Source organism: Deltaproteobacteria bacterium (genome assembly GCA_016208165.1).
In the GTDB taxonomy this organism is placed as follows: Bacteria; Desulfobacterota; Desulfarculia; order JACQYL01; family JACQYL01; genus JACQYL01.
This window is the reverse complement of record JACQYL010000045.1, coordinates 75,063-89,888: the sequence shown is the minus strand read 5'-3', so window position 1 is coordinate 89,888 and position 14,826 is coordinate 75,063. Positions and strand designations below refer to the sequence as shown.

The 14,826-nt window shown below is 54.3% G+C and carries 15 protein-coding genes; 1 reads left to right on the top strand and 14 read right to left on the bottom strand.

Translation table 11 applies throughout. The features are described 5' to 3' along the window. Window positions 1-35: 35 nt before the first annotated feature. Window positions 36-1,478, bottom strand: coding sequence for an outer membrane protein assembly factor BamD (bamD, locus tag HY788_09445; protein ID MBI4774386.1), 1,443 nt, complete (start codon window positions 1,476-1,478; stop codon window positions 36-38). 326 nt (window positions 1,479-1,804) lie between these two features. Beyond that, complete coding sequence (locus HY788_09440) at window positions 1,805-2,440, bottom strand: hypothetical protein (GenBank protein MBI4774385.1); 636 nt, start codon at window positions 2,438-2,440, stop codon at window positions 1,805-1,807. Window positions 2,441-2,871: 431 nt separating this feature from the next. On the opposite strand from HY788_09440, the gene HY788_09435 reads away from it, so the two are divergent. After that, a complete protein-coding gene (locus tag HY788_09435) occupies window positions 2,872-3,237 on the top strand; it encodes a hypothetical protein (GenBank protein ID MBI4774384.1) in 366 nt (121 codons plus the stop codon). A 189-nt stretch (window positions 3,238-3,426) separates the two neighbouring features. Here the strand turns inward: HY788_09435 and HY788_09430 are convergent, their stop codons facing one another. The 12 genes from HY788_09430 to HY788_09375 form a co-directional block, all read right to left on the bottom strand. Then, window positions 3,427-3,909, bottom strand: a complete 483-nt coding sequence (locus HY788_09430) for an SDR family oxidoreductase (GenBank protein MBI4774383.1) — start codon at window positions 3,907-3,909, stop codon at window positions 3,427-3,429. Beyond that, window positions 3,909-5,402 carry an AAA family ATPase gene (locus tag HY788_09425; GenBank protein MBI4774382.1) on the bottom strand — a complete coding sequence of 498 codons (1,494 nt, stop codon included), beginning with the start codon at window positions 5,400-5,402 and terminating at the stop codon, window positions 3,909-3,911. Before HY788_09425 ends, HY788_09430 begins: the two co-directional genes overlap by 1 nt. A gap of 229 nt (window positions 5,403-5,631) precedes the next feature. Next, window positions 5,632-6,030: a cobalamin B12-binding domain-containing protein gene (locus HY788_09420; protein MBI4774381.1), complete on the bottom strand. Its 399-nt coding sequence runs from the start codon at window positions 6,028-6,030 to the stop codon at window positions 5,632-5,634. A gap of 24 nt (window positions 6,031-6,054) precedes the next feature. Then, window positions 6,055-7,710, bottom strand: coding sequence for a methylmalonyl-CoA mutase (locus HY788_09415; protein ID MBI4774380.1), 1,656 nt, complete (start codon window positions 7,708-7,710; stop codon window positions 6,055-6,057). A gap of 10 nt (window positions 7,711-7,720) precedes the next feature. Further along, on the bottom strand, window positions 7,721-8,164 hold the full coding sequence (locus tag HY788_09410) for an L-2-amino-thiazoline-4-carboxylic acid hydrolase (GenBank protein MBI4774379.1): 444 nt from the start codon (window positions 8,162-8,164) through the stop codon (window positions 7,721-7,723). 252 nt (window positions 8,165-8,416) lie between these two features. Beyond that, the gene (locus HY788_09405; protein MBI4774378.1) at window positions 8,417-9,325 is read right to left on the bottom strand and encodes a DUF2889 domain-containing protein; all 909 of its coding nucleotides are present in this window, start codon (window positions 9,323-9,325) and stop codon (window positions 8,417-8,419) included. 99 nt (window positions 9,326-9,424) lie between these two features. Continuing rightward, window positions 9,425-10,378 carry a methylmalonyl Co-A mutase-associated GTPase MeaB gene (gene meaB, locus HY788_09400; GenBank protein MBI4774377.1) on the bottom strand — a complete coding sequence of 318 codons (954 nt, stop codon included), beginning with the start codon at window positions 10,376-10,378 and terminating at the stop codon, window positions 9,425-9,427. An 85-nt stretch (window positions 10,379-10,463) separates the two neighbouring features. Then, a complete protein-coding gene (locus HY788_09395) occupies window positions 10,464-10,802 on the bottom strand; it encodes an OB-fold domain-containing protein (GenBank protein MBI4774376.1) in 339 nt (112 codons plus the stop codon). Continuing rightward, the gene (locus tag HY788_09390) at window positions 10,799-11,929 is read right to left on the bottom strand and encodes a thiolase domain-containing protein (protein MBI4774375.1); all 1,131 of its coding nucleotides are present in this window, start codon (window positions 11,927-11,929) and stop codon (window positions 10,799-10,801) included. Before HY788_09390 ends, HY788_09395 begins: the two co-directional genes overlap by 4 nt. Before the next feature lie 47 nt (window positions 11,930-11,976). Continuing rightward, entirely contained in the window at window positions 11,977-12,387 is a 411-nt protein-coding gene (locus HY788_09385) for a cobalamin B12-binding domain-containing protein (protein ID MBI4774374.1), read from the bottom strand. Between the two features lie 87 nt (window positions 12,388-12,474). Continuing rightward, a complete protein-coding gene (locus HY788_09380; GenBank protein ID MBI4774373.1) occupies window positions 12,475-14,145 on the bottom strand; it encodes a methylmalonyl-CoA mutase in 1,671 nt (556 codons plus the stop codon). A 253-nt stretch (window positions 14,146-14,398) separates the two neighbouring features. Continuing rightward, window positions 14,399-14,809 carry a cobalamin B12-binding domain-containing protein gene (locus tag HY788_09375; GenBank protein MBI4774372.1) on the bottom strand — a complete coding sequence of 137 codons (411 nt, stop codon included), beginning with the start codon at window positions 14,807-14,809 and terminating at the stop codon, window positions 14,399-14,401. Window positions 14,810-14,826 lie beyond the last annotated feature (17 nt).

The following is a 14,826-nucleotide window of genomic DNA, read 5'->3' as shown; positions in this document are numbered from 1 at the left end:
GCCGTGGATGGGAAGCCTGGCCTCCCGGAAACACTTCAGTCGGCTTTGTGTTTAAGCCAGTCTTTCAGAGGTCCATTTTCAAGCCGGGACACAATCGTGTCGCGGTCCCGCCAAATCGCCTTATTTGTAACGTCGATTCCTGCACTGTCCAAAATCTGTAGAGCTCTGGCTGCTTCGAATTCCTGAATCATACGGGTCCCGCCCGACGGTTGGAATAGCGGTGTTTGCACCAGGGATCCCAGGTCAGCATAATCTGCGTCGTCGGTAACGATCCAGACCGCCGCCTGCTCGACCCCGAATGACGCACGGGCTTCCTCCAAAACGGGCATCAAACGTTTTAACTCGTCCTGATGGGGGGATAACTGGATCTGAAATCGATCTCCAGGCTCTGGAACTTCCTTTGGGCGATTAGCGCACGCCGCATCCACTGATAGCGTCCGCCATTCGTCGTCGTCCAACACTACGGAAATACCCTTTCTTGAAACCATGTTCTGCGAGGATCCCTGGGCGACGAAATACGTTCCCACAGGAATGGTCACTCGAAGCGGACGCTGCACCCGGCGCCGAATCTCTACGCTGACGCTTTGAATTCCCGATCCTCGTGTCTTTACTTCCACCCTGTTATTTTCCAGGGCGTCTACAATGTCACGTCCCGACACATCGGCCTTGTACTCTGCGATTCGAGACTGAGCCACGGATGCGTAAGGGCTTTGAGGATAGTGGGAGAGAAAGGATTCGTAGGCATCGATGGTGTCGGTCTGGATAACGGCATTCCACTTGTCTTCGTCCGACCAGAGCAACTTGAGCCGTGAGAGGGCTTTATCGAAAAATTTGGAACCTCCATATGCCCTGAGATAGCTTTCGAAATCGGGTATGTTTGTGGAATGTTTTATCTTTTCCCATTCGATTCGGGCGGACATCTGTTTTAACTTTTCATGCGCCTTGGAGGCGTTCACGGAATTTGGGTATTTCGTTAGAAATGCCTCGTAGCCGGATACGGTGTCCTCGGACTGGGCCTCGGTCCATGCTCTCTCAGCGTCGAGCTTTTCCAACAATGACCGAGCTTGCTCGGAATATTCGGAGTCGGGATGATTCCGTAGGAACGCCTCGACATTGGAGACATTGGAGGAAGTTCGAGTTTCTGCCCAATCTCTTCTCGCTCGCAGTTCTTCGACAAGGGCCAGGGCCTTGGAGGCGTGCTCCGAGTTAGGATGTTTCTGTAGAAACGCCTCGTATTCCGGGATGGTATGGGCCTTGCGAGCCTGATCCCAATCTCTTTCCGAGTACAACTGTTCGAGCCGAGTGCGGGCCTGAGTGCTAACCGGGGATTCGGGGTGTTCGCTTAAGAACGTTTCGTAGGACGGGATGCTATCCCCGGTTCGGGCGGCTTGCCAATCCTTTTCTACAGTGGCGCAGCCGACGAGAACACAGACGGCCATTGAAATCCACATGTAGCGCATTACTCGCGAAAGTGTCATGTCGGCCTCCTAGACTTCGAGCAACGAGATTGGGATGAAAAGAGCGATTCGACGGGCATCAAATGAATAACCGGAGCAAGTGCAAATGCGAAAATTCTTTCTCGTGTCCGTTCGCTGTCGGAAACATGTTTACGAGTGCACGGCAAAGGGTTTGAAGATATACCAGACTTCTACAGTTTTGTTGGAAAGTCAACGAGGTAAAGCGTGCGATCAGAAAAATCGGTTCCGGTCCGGGGATAGGGCAGGGCAAGGCGCCCATAGGAAGGAAGAGAGTATTCGGCGAACCTCGAGGGTTTTCGTGCTCGGGGAATGAGAAGCCACGGTCGTCAGGGGATCAGATCTCGAACCGCGCCGCCTATCCGGTTCATCCAGAGACTCATGCTTCTTGCGGTTTCGGAGCGGTATTTCAAGAGCGTGCGGACGCCGCTGTTCGTGTGACCGTATGCGTCCACCCAGAAATCCGAGGAAGGCTTGCTTTCTCCTCCCCATACCGGGGTCTGTATGGGTACTCGCAAAGTGACAACGACGGAGTCTTGGCCGATGGTCCGGTCGAGAATCGTCAGGCCGGGTTGAAGCACATAATCGAATTCGATTTGAATCGTATCGTCCACCACCTCGTAATTGTGCACGGACGTGGATTGAACGAGATGGGCGCTCTTTTCCTTGTTGCGCTGAAATACCTTGGTCAGGGCGTCCAGGACGGCTCTTTTTTCCGCGGCCTCGATGCTCTCTCCCCCTTCCAAATGGGCGGAGCCTTCAACCAGTATATAAACCGTGTTTCCCAGATCCTCGTCTTCCGCTTCGTGGAAAGAGACCCGTCCGTCCACCAATTGGCCGAGTTCAACCGTATCGATGGCCCGGACCCGGAGCCGGTCCTGATATGTCCTCTGCTCGGCTGCGCCGGACGGGGTCGTTAGAAGGACAAGCGCGGCGAGAAAGAGCATGGCTGGGCGGATGATCATGCTTTCTGAGCTAGCAAGAATGATACCAACTGAAGACATCCTATGTTGGTTCGTCCTGGATCCGGGAAGCACTCCCTGCGAGCAGTTCACCACCGGCCCGGCTAAACCGGGCTCCGGCGTTATCCGGAATTCGATTGCAGGTCGTCTGAAAAATGGAACGTTACGGACTTAAGGCCCGAGCCTTCCGTTCCACGTCGCAATGTGTACCGGGAGGGTTCCATTCAATCCGAAGGTTTGAGGTTCCCAAGGCAAGGGGGCTTGATGCGGATGTCAAAGGCTTTTCCTTCCCGGAGAAGGTGTGCCCCGGGAACATTGCTAAATTGGAATTACTATGCTATATTAAACAATAAGGCTCATGATGCTTGATCCGGACGGAACTTTTTCCGCATTGTAAGAAGATAGTATTTTCTTTAATAACTAGAGAGTTCCTTATGGTGGTCGAGATAATCGGACAAGACGGGATCATGCAGCATCAGATCAAACGAGTGGTCGCAGTTCGCGGACAACGGCTCGAATATCTATGTGTCGTCTACCTCGAGAATGGGAGGCAACCCAAGGCGATTTGCAGTGTTCGCTTTCCGAGAGACAGCACTATTTTATCTCAACGAGAATGCTCCAATATAGAAGACCTCGAGGCCCTTATTGATTCCTATTCCCGAGTCATTTCAGAATGCTTCGGCTACAGAATGAACAGCGTATCCGTTCCACGGGGGGTCTATGCCGATGGTTTTATTCGGCACGTGAGGGATTGCGCCCGGCTTGAGGGATGCAACGCTCCTGACGCTTTCCTGAACTAAAGACCGCCCGTTGGGCCGCGTCACTCGATGATCGGCGTCGGGAATCGGTCGCCGGCAACTCCAAGATCGCGGTCAAATGGCTGCGCCGGTGATTCCAGGCGGTCGCGAGACAAAGCATCTTCCCTCGGAGGATGTAATCCTTCCTTTGCTATTTTATACTTCTTCCTTACCGCATCATTGGGGGGTCGCTCAGGTCATCACCAATCCACCCGACACGCTGATCGTCTGTCCGGTGACGTAGGCCCCCAATTCGGAGGCCAAACAAGCCATCATCACGCCCAGTTCTTCCGGTTCGCTGTAACGGCGCAAGGGCGCCAACTTGAGCGTCTTGTCCAGCTTGAAGACCGCCTCTGTGCTCGAACCTTTTACTTCATCGATTTCCTGAACTCCTATGGAAACGCAGTTGCAGGTGATGTTGTAACGAGCCAACTCCTGAGCCAAGGAACGGGAAAACGAGGACACGGCGGCTTTCATGGTCTCGTATATAGACATCTTTGGAACGCCGATACGGGCGGAATCCGAGACGACATGTACGATGCGTCCAAACTTTCTGTCTATCATTCCAGGTATCACGGCTTTTGTCCAAAGAAGGGTGGATTCGAGCACATTTTGGTACTGGGTAGTCCAATCGGTGCTTCGAAATGAGTGAAGGTCCCGAGAATCCGGAAGCATTACAAGTTCGCCTTTCGCGGAACGAACAGATCCTTGAGCAGCGCTTCCTCTCTGAGCACCCCCTTGGCCGCTAGGCCCGAAGCAATGAAATCAATGGCTGAACGCTCGTACTCCGCGGCGGCGGAAGCTTCGACCTCCTCGCTTCCGTCAAACAGTTGCTTTTCGAATTCGCTGCAATAGGCCCCCGGGATTTTTCGTGACCACGAATCCCTCATGCGGCCGACGACTTTTTGGCTTTCCGCAAACCGCCGGAGGTTTAGATTTGACCCATCCGCCGTTCCCTCAGCGCGGAGCGAGACGAGCTCTTTGACAAATGCTTCCCTGTTCAAAGTCACGTTAGCGAGGATCTCCTGAGACACTTCTCCCAGGACGTCCCGAAGCATATCCTCGACCACGCGATCCGTTTTTCTGATCGTGTTCTGAGGGTTGTCGAAGTCGAGGAAATTGGGTGTCAGGCCGATTCTTCCTCGCAGGGCCAAACGGAGGCCGAAAAAGACGTCCTTCAACGTGGCCACCCTTCTCCCCTCCATTTCGCAGGACGAGATCGTGTGTTCGAACGCTCTTCCACCGCCGCGGATGCTGGATTTCTTCTCGAGATTGGGGCACTCTCTGGTATATCGAACGGTCTTGTTCAACACTTCGATCAGCCACCACGGGACGACCGTATTTCGCTCGCACAGCGCCGGATCCACATACGGGTCCTTGGATGCCGTCGAAAGGAGATCGTTTGGTGTAAAACCGTCTCCTTTGAGGAGAGACCGTTCTTTTAGCATGATTTCTTTTTCCACCGCCTCCTCGGGAAGATCCATATAGATCAGCTCAAGCCGGTCCGCCAGCGGTCTGGGAATGTCATTTACGTGAGAGAAGCCGACGGGGTTCCCCGTGGCGATCATAAGCAGGTCCACGGAGCGCTCCCAGTTGTATTCTTCGAGCACGGCCTTCTTTTCTTCGAGGAGAGGGTGCAGCAATACCTGGACCTTGGTCCGTATGGCGGGAAGCTCGTCGATCATTAAAATGCCTCGATTGGCCCTGAATATACCGGTTCCAATAAAGGCTTTCGGGTCCGTAGGGCTCGCCCCGCAGGCGATGGCCTGAATATCCTTCAAACCCAGGAGCTTGGCTTCGTTGGTGTATTCATTGCCCTGGATCCGAGAGAATCTTTTCTCTCCGGGAATCAGTTCGAAGCCGAATGTTGCCACGGGATCCGAAACCTCTTTGCATCGCTCACAAAGCAAGGTTCTGTCCCACTTTGGATCGTCATGATAGGGGCAGCCCTTAATCGCAGGGACGGGTGGGAGTAATCGGGCCACGGATCGGGCAAGCCTTGTTTTTCCGGTGCCCTCCTCGGAGACGAGATACGGGTAGGACCCGGATAAGATCGCCCGTATCAGATCCGATTTGGTCTCCTCGCGTCCGTCGATGTCGGGGAGAACGTTTTCTTTTTTCCTCAGTCCGGTCAACAGGGCGTGACGCAGATGCCAGGTCACGGACACGGGTCGATAACTCTCGAGATCGAACGCTTTTTGAGGACTTGTTGGGAGGATCCCTGACGGTTCCGATTCGCTCGGACGGGCAGGTCACGGGTATTTTGAATCTGGCCGGCATCCGGCCGATTTCGGGGTCAAAGGATCTTTCGTTCCTTGTGGAAACCGAAACGCGGGATCTTGGAGAATAAGCCCTCTATGCCGGACTTGCCTGCATGAGCCCATGCATTGGCCTCCTTCAAGAAACCGCCTCTCGGACGCGACCCAGGATATCGGCCATGGGCGTACCTGCGGGGAAAATACCTTGGACGCCCGCTTCCTTAAGGGCGGGGATGTCCACTTTAGGGATGATGCCGCCCACAAATACGGGTACGGTAAGACCGATTCTTCGGAGTTCATCTACCGTGTTTCTACAGTGTTGCACATGCCCCCCGGACAGAAAGCTCAGGCCCACCAGATGCGCGTCTTCCTGAAGGGTGGCTTTGGCCACCGATTTCGGCGTCTGGTAGGGTCCCAGATACACCACTTCCATTCCCGCATCCCTAAGCCATTGCGACACCATGACGATTCCCCGATCATGACCGTCCATTCCGCACTTTGCCAATACGACTTTGATAGGAGGCCGCGTCTCTGCCATCGCTCATTTTCCTTTCCTGTTTCTCTAGAACGGATATGCGATCTGCCCGAACGGATCGTATTCGGCGCCGTGGCCCATGCGAATGGCTCCCATCATCTCGCCCACGGTGGCTCGGGCGCGAGCAGCATCGAGAAGGGCAGGGAAGATATTCGCTGCCGGATCTTCACACGTGCGAATGATGTGTTCTATGTTTTTTGCGGTCCGGTTTTGGTCCCTGGTGCGCTTCAAGTCTTTCAGATTTCGCAAATGCTCAGAAACGGATTCGGGGTCGGCGCGATGAACTTCAGCCTGCCGGTCCTCTTCCTCCGAGATCTTAAAGCAATTGACTCCCACCACCGAACGAGATGCGTCTTCCACCTCTTTCTGGTATTTGTAGGCTCCCTGTCGGAGCACTTGAAAGATCTCGCCGGAGACAATTTTGTCCGCAATCGAGTCCTTGTACTCGTCCATAATGCGTACGATTTCTCTTTCGATCTGATTGGTCAGGGATTCTACGTAGTAGGAACCACCCAACGGATCCGCCACGTTGACGACACCCGTCTCGTGGCAGATGATCTGTTGTGTTCTGAGGGCCAGGCGGAGGGATTCCTCGGTGGGAAGACACACCGGCTCGTCGTAACCCATGGTGTGTATCCCCTGCACGCCTCCTAAAACTGCGGCCAGTGTCTGGCAAGTAATACGGACCAGATTGTTCTGAATCTGCTTGCCTTGGAGCTGGCTGCCCATGGTAATGGCGTACACCTTGTACGTACACGAACGGGGATTCTCCGTTCCGAACTCATCTCTGAGCATGTTGGCCCACACTCTGCGTGCGGCGCGGAATTTCGAAGCTTCCTCGAAGATGTCCAGTCCTACCCTGTGAGTGAATCCCATTTTGGGCGCAATCTGGTCTATGTTCACGTTATCTTGACCCTTTTTGAGGATCTCCTTGAACCAGTACCGGGCAATGCAAAAATCAAAGGCGATTTCCTGCATGGCGCTGGCTCCGTGCTCGCGCAATCCTTCCGGCCCGGTGCTCAAGGTATAGACTCGTGGAGCATAATCCATGCAATAAAGAACCGTATCCACGGTCATCCGGCGTCCAATATCAAAGGGGTCCATCATTTTTGGGTAATACAGGGTGAGCAGATACGCGAGGGTGTCGTTGAGGAAGGTCCCGCGAAGCTTCTTGGGGTCCACCCCCTTTTCTTCGGCTGAAGCGAACATGCAAGCGAGGAGGGGCGAGATGTAATTGGAGAAGTTGATGCTCACCCTTTCCATGTCGATGTCGCTCATACAGATGTCCCAGTCCAGAACGGAGCAAAGCGGAACCCCTTCGGCGCCCACATCGGCTTCAGCCATGGGATGATCGGAATCGATACCTGTTTGAGCGGGAATGTCCCCGATCAGGTTCAGGGCGTTGGCCCCTTCTTCGATTTGCAGTTTGATGCGCTCGTTGGTGCGCTTGGGAGAATCGAACCCCACCAGCTCCCGCATGGTCCAGAGCCTTCCTCTGTACATGTCGGGAAAGATTCCGCGCGTGTAGGGGAATTCTCCGGGATCTCCGATGTCCTTTCGGTAATCCATGTGACGGATATTTTCCGGAGAATAGTGCGGTTCGACCGGAATGTTGCACCAGGTCATGTGCCTGCCGGCACGGGCGAAAAACTTGTCGTCCAGTACGTTCTTGTTTTCCATCATCCCTGTCCTCTTATGGGTTCAATCTGGCGAAGACGGCGTGGCAGCATGGGTCTCCGGCGGCGAGGGTTGAACGGAGTTCAAGCTCGATTCTACCGGGGACGATGGCTCGGATGATTTCGCTGTCCATGGCCATCATGGCTTCACATAGATCTCGGCCGTGACCGTCAAGGATGTAGGGGCAGGCATACACTTTGATTTCGACGCGGTCGTCCTTTGCCTCGATGATTTCCGCCTTGGGTTCACGTTTCGTCGCCGGATCCACATACGTCAAAACCGCTGTTTTGAAGTCCATGTCTCCAAGCTTCTTCTTCATCTTCTTTCCCTGGACTTCGCCCCACTGTTGAAAAACGTCCCTTATGACGGGCAGTGCTTTGTCACCGTATTTCTCGTAGAACTTCTTGCACAACAATCCCTCGACTTCCATATGGCTTTGAGGCTGCCGATATTCGGCCATGGCGCATCCTCCCTTTGCTGTGTGGTCCTCGTTTATGACAAACGATCGTTTCTCCAGGCGACATCATTACGTAGCGATCAGACGCCGTTGCTCGCTTAGCGCACGACTGAAAGCCCCAAGAGTACGGCCGGCAGCAGGGATGTTTGAAGCCGGAAGATGCTCAGACCGGTCCTCCGAATCCCGCGCCTCGAATGCGCCCTGTCCGGGAGGGCCTCGGCTCGAAGCAAGGTATGCAGCCTTGACGCCTGTCCGTCATCCGGCGTTCAGGTAACGGGTCGTGTCGAGAATCATGTCCACCAGGTGAGTGCATCCCGAGGGGCCGCCAAGCCGCGTCCGGACACGGCTTCCGAATTCACTGTCAATGGTGGAACCGATCAACTCCTTCGACTTGGTAAAGGGAAGTTCGCAGATGTTGCGGTACGGCGCCCTGAACGCCTGCGTTTCAATATCCAGGACCCGTTTGGCTTTCTTGTCCAGGTGCAAATCCACCTTCATTTCGTGGGAGTCATCGCACATGTATTCGTTCAGATGGAGGTCGTCTTCGCGGATGCGGATCTCGATGATTTTGTCACGTCGGAAACGGTTCACCTGGCCCGGCCTCGGACCGTAAATATCCGCTCTGACCGCGGGGTAGACGCCCCTTTCGACGAATGTCTCTTCGATGCCATCCCGATAGGGGACGCAGGTATTCGCGAGATCCGGTCTCGCCCTCATCTCGAAGTTTTTAAGGGCCACGGCGCCAAACGTATGGAGGTCCTTCGGCACTTCGATAGGCGAGTCATTGAGTTGCTTGACCGCTCGAGCGGATTCCACAATCGCATCTAAAATGAACCCACAGCCGTCGCATGACCCCAGCACTTTTACAACCTGCCGGATTAGGCCCGGCCCCAAAACGATACCGGCCAAATTGGAAAGATTTTCGATGGGCTGTTCACAGCTCGCCGTATGCAGGCCGGCTTTGAGTTCTCCCCGCGCGCGAATGATTTCTTTGGTGTCGAGGCGCACGACCGACTCGAACGCAAAGTCGCACCTTTGGTCCATGACGACCGACTCGACCCATAAATGGTCCCTGCCGGCCATTTTCACCGTTGTGTCCAAAATGCGTCTGGAAATAGTTTCCACGTGCAGATCGTTCATGACGGCGTCACGTTCATCGGTCAAGCACGAGTCGCTGCCGCCTCAGACGGGTAAGTGACAAGGGTAAGCCCGTCAGGGACCGATTACCGTCTACCCGGCAACGCGTTCGCCTCGCACGGTTCGTTAGGCGTCTTTTATAGCCTCTTTGATTTTGTTCACCATCAATTCCGTGGCTGCATAATGATCCATTTCCCGGAGGGAAACCCGTTTGACCAATTCGTTAAAAGCCGGGTCCTCATCCCAGCGGGACCAGAAGTCCTGCGACAGCCTTTTCAAGACCAGATCCGCCATCTCCGACCGAATCTGTTCCCGTCTTCTCTCTTCCCTTCTTCCACCTTCGTCCAGGAAAGCCTGATGCTCTTTCACAGCCTCCCAAACCTCCCTGATACCTTCTCCTTGGGTGCCGACCGTCTGAATCACCGGGGGACGCCATTCGCGGGGGTTGACGGCCATATCGAGCACCTTTTCGATCTCGAGACAGGTCAGGTCCGCTCCCGGAAGGTCGGCCTTGTTGACGACAAAAATATCCGCGATCTCCATGATGCCCGCTTTCATGGTCTGGACATAGTCTCCGGTACTCGGCATGGTGGCCACCAGCACCGTGTCCACTTCTTTGACGATGTCCAATTCGATTTGGCCGACTCCCACGGTTTCGACCAGAATGAGGTCACAACCCAGAGCGTCCAGAATTCGCTTGGCGCCTTTGCTGGCTTCGGAGAGGCCCCCCAGGTGCCCTCGGGTGCCCATGCTTCGTATGAAGACGTCGTCGTTTTCCGCGTAGTCCCGCATTCTGATGCGGTCTCCCAGGAGCGCCCCTCCGGTAAACGGGCTGCTCGAGTCCACGGCAATCACGCCCACTCGAAGCCCTTTGGCGCATGCCATGTAGATGATCTGATCCACCAGGGTGCTCTTTCCCACTCCGGGAGGGCCAGTGAACCCCAACGTACGCGCCTTACCCGTGTGAGGGTAGATTGATTTCATGATTTCCGGCACCAGGGGAGATTTGTTTTCGACCATGGAGATCAGCTTCGAGGCAGCGTAATGATCTCCCTGCAACAGACGTTCGATCCACTCCATGTCAAAACCAATCCTTTATCGGCGATGTTGAGAAAATGATTCAAAACCGGTTCCTGCACGCAAGGAATCGGGAATCGCAACCCGTTCATTCGAGTTCGAACCAATAACCGGCCTCATCTTTGCCTATGCAAGAAACCGCTCGCTCGATTTCCATTTTCTGGCCTTCTTTGAGCAACATGCGAGCGGTCAGCCTCAATTCGTGCGGCAACTCGATGATGGCCATGGGGTAGGGGACTTGATTTCGGAAGGCCTCGGGTGCCACTCGTATGGTGGTGTGCGTGTAGATTCTACCTTTCCCTTCCACTTCGTCGGAGACGAATTCCTCGCTTCCACACGCGGCGCACACGTAAGCCGGGGATATGAACCGTTTCCCGCACCGGGCGCACCTGTCTGCGATAATGTCGTGCGTTGACCCAAGCATCATACGGCTCCTTTTAAAATGGTGACCGTGGAAACAAGCCCCGAAGCTCCCAGATTCATGGCAAGGCCGATCTCAGCGTCCTTTACCTGGTTTTCGTGCTCTCCCCGTAAGTGCCTGACTATTTCAAACACCTGGCCGAGTCCTGTAGCTCCGACGGGATGTCCTTTGGAAAGCAGTCCACCACTCGTGTTGATAGGAATCTTTCCATCCACCTGGGTCAGTCCTTCTTCCACAGCGGGTCCGCCCTTTCCCCTCTCGAAGAAACCGATGTCTTCGCTGTCCACAATCTCAGCAATGGTGAAGCAGTCGTGAATCTCCGCCACGTCCACGTCGGAGGGCTTGATTCCTGCCATGTCGAAGGCCTGCTTGGCGGCATAAACCGTTGCCGTACAGGATGGGCCTTCCATGGCGTAAGATGTACTGTTCCCCAATCCATGCCCTGATCCCATGATTTCTATGGGTTTGTCCGTGAAATTCCGGGCGATTTCCGTTGGGCACAGAACAGCGGCTGCGGCTCCGTCCGAAATGGGGCAGCAATCGAACAGTTTTAGGGGGTCCGTAACCAATCGGGAATTCAGTACTTCTTCGAGGGTGGTTTCTTTCCGGAAACGCGCCCTGGGGTTCTTCACCGCATTTTTTCTGTTTTTTACGGATACGAGACCGATCTGTTCAATGGTGGTTCCGTACTCGTACATGTGACGGTGGGCCACGAGGGCAAAGTATCCCGGAAACGTCAGTCCCGTGTATCCTTCCATGTCTTTGTCCATGCCTGCGGCGAGCGCCTCGGTGTTTTTCGCTGTTGAAGCGCCGCTCATCTTTTCCACACCTCCGACCAGTACAAAATCATATACGCCGGAGGCGATGAGCATGAACCCTTGACGTAAGGCAATGCCCGCGGAACAACAGGCCCCCTCGCCTTTGTCGCAGGCCACCACGGGCGCCAGGGTTTCCTGGCCCTCCAAAATGCCCCCAATGTAGTTGCCCAGGTAGAAGGCTCGGATTTCCTTTCGATTGATGCCCGCATCGACAATGGCCCGGTTGGTGGCCAGGGAGGCCATCTTCTTGAGGCTCATACCTTCGAGAATTCCGAAATCGGTGGTTCCCACTCCTACGATCGACACGCTTCTCATGACGTCGTTCCCTGTGATTGAATGGTTTATGTGGGTTGCGGCGCCTGCTATCGGAGTTTGTCTTCAGGAACCAATTTCTTTATGGCGTAGATGATATCCTTCATCATGGTGCCGGGGGAAAACGTCTCTTTGATCCCGATATCCAGCAGCTTCTTGCGGTCCTCCTTCAGAATCGTCCCGCCGTACAAAACCGGAATGTTCATCTGCTTCTCCTTGAGCAGCTCCATCACGTGTCTGCCCATGGGAATCAGGGAAGCGGAGAGATTGCTCAAGCCAATGACATCCGCGTCTTCCTGGACAGCGGCTTTCACAATACTGTTCGGCGTCTGCCTCATGCCCAGATAGATCACTTCCATGCCGGCATCCTTCAGGGCCAGAGCGACCATCTTGACTCCAAGATCATGCCCGTCCAGTCCCGGCTTGGCGAGTAACACCCGTATCGGCCTCGTACCGACCATATGCCTCCTCCTTTCTTTGAAGAAACGCCCGGTCGAACTCATAAAAGCCGTGAGTTCAATGCGATGGAAAGACCCTGAATCTGCTCGTTATAAGATAGAAGGCGGTTTGAATTCTCCGTAAATGTCCCTCAATGCCTGCATGATCTCTCCCTCGGAAGCATATACCTTGGCAGCGGCGATACAATAGGGCATCACGTTTTCATTCTTTTCAGCGGCCCTCCGGAGGTCGTCGAGCGTTTTCCGGACCTCCTGGTTGTTTCGTTCTTCTTTTATCTTCTTTAAGTTGGCGAGCTGTGTCCGTTCCGTTTCCTCGGTGACTCTGAATATCTCAGGCTCCTCCTCTTCCTCCTCGGAAACGAACTCGTTCACTCCCACCAATATCCGTTCTTTGTTTTCAACGGATTTGTTGTACTTGTATGCTTGGTTCGTAAGGATCTTATCCGCATATCCCGTGTCCACGCATTTGGCCATTCCTCCCCGGCTTTCGACCTCCTGAATGACCTCCCATGTTCGTTTTTCCACCTCGTTCGTCAGCCATTCCATGAAGTAGGAGCCCGCAAAGGGATCGACAACATTTGCGATGCCGCTTTCGTGGCAGAGGATCTGCTGAGTCCGTATGGATAGCCTATGGGCGTTTTCCGAAGGAATGGAAAGCGCTTCATCGAAGCAAGCAATGGCCATAGACTGAACACCGCCCAGTGCAGCCGCCATTCCGCCAATGGTCCCTCGGACAATGTTGTTCTCCGGCTGCTGATACGTGTAGGCTCCTCCTCCCGTCTGGGCATGCATTCGAAGCGTCCAGCTTTTTGGATTTTTGGCGCCGTATCTATCTTTGATGATCTTGGCCCAGATCCGTCTGGCTGCTCTGAACTTGGCAATCTCTTCGAGAAAGTCGATATGCACATACCATAACCAGGAAACATTCGGAGCAATGGCATCCACATCGATGCCGCGTTTCAGTGCCTCGTCAAAATAATTAATGGCGCTTGCGAACGTAAAACCCAGCTCATGATAGACGGTTCCTCCCGAGTCTCGGGTGGGATATCCGTTTACATTGGTCACGTTCCACTTGGGCAGATATTTTGAGGCGAACTCCCATGTATCCACCAGGAGTTTAACGCTGGACTGCGGCGGGAACGAGAACATCTTCATAGCGAAACATTCTTTCAGGGGATCGTTCTGAGTGGTGCCTCTCAGCGCACTGAACGGCACACCCTGCTTTTCCGCCAGGTTCAGAAACATGCTCAAAATGGCGGGAGTGGGATGATTGATCGTGAAGGAATGATTGGTGTTTTCCAGGGGAATATCCTCGTAGAGCATCTGCATATCGGCCAGGGTGTCAATGGCGACGCCCACCCGTCCCACTTCTCCTTCAGCGAGGGGATGATCCGAATCCAGGCCAATGCAGGTCGGAACATCGAAGTCGTTGCTCATGCCGGTCTGACCGGTCTTCATTACGAATTTATGCCGCTCGTTAGTCTCCTTGGCCGTGCCTACGCCGACCACCTGCCGGATGGTCCACGGACGGCTTCGATTCATGGGGGCGTAAGCGCCCCGTGTGAAAGGGTATTCTCCCGGGAACCCCAGATCTTTCAGGTAGTCCAAATCCGCAATGTCTTCCGGAGTGTGGATCTCTTTAATGGGTATGCCGGAGATAGTGGTGAATTCTTGTTTTCGAGGAGGGACCTTGGAGAGCGTGTTTTCTTTCCAGGCCTCACGCCTCTTGGCTATTTCTTCGATCGTTTTCTTATGAAACATGCTTCTCCTCCTCTCGGCTTGCCGGATTCGGTCATCCTGTTCGGACAACAGAATCGACGTTAGTCTTACCTCGTGTTTAACCGCGCCATGCCGTCTCTGAATGGGCCGATCGGAAGGCCCAAAAAACGTGAATTCCTGCAGAGGGTCTTCGGGCTGCGAGTGAGCTCGCTGAATCGGTACATGCATCAGCTGCCGTGGGAATCCATGGTTGCATGGACTCCTCACCCGTTCGCCGAAGGGAACGGCTCCTTTTCTATCCCTCTTTGAGCACAACCTCGGTGATTCTCTCCCTGATCGTTTCCAGCGGCACTCCTGAGATAATGACGTCTTTCACTCCCATTCGCTTTAGATCAGGCAGATCTTCCCGGGGTATGACACCTCCGACCAGAAGCGGAATGCTCATGTTCTTTTCTTTCATGGCCCCGAGCATCTTTTCCGAGAAAATCAGGTGCTCACCGCCCAGAAAACTGAGGCCTATTGCATCCACGTCTTCTTGAAGGGCCGCCTGAACCACTTCCTTCACCTTGCGATAGGCGCCCAGGTATATTACCTCCATTCCGCTATCCATAAGCGCCTTGGACAGAATAACGATACCCCGGTCATGTCCGTCCAGTCCTACCTTTGCCAGAAGTATCTTGATCGGCTTTTCCCTCTCCCTTACCATTTTCATGGCATTCCCTC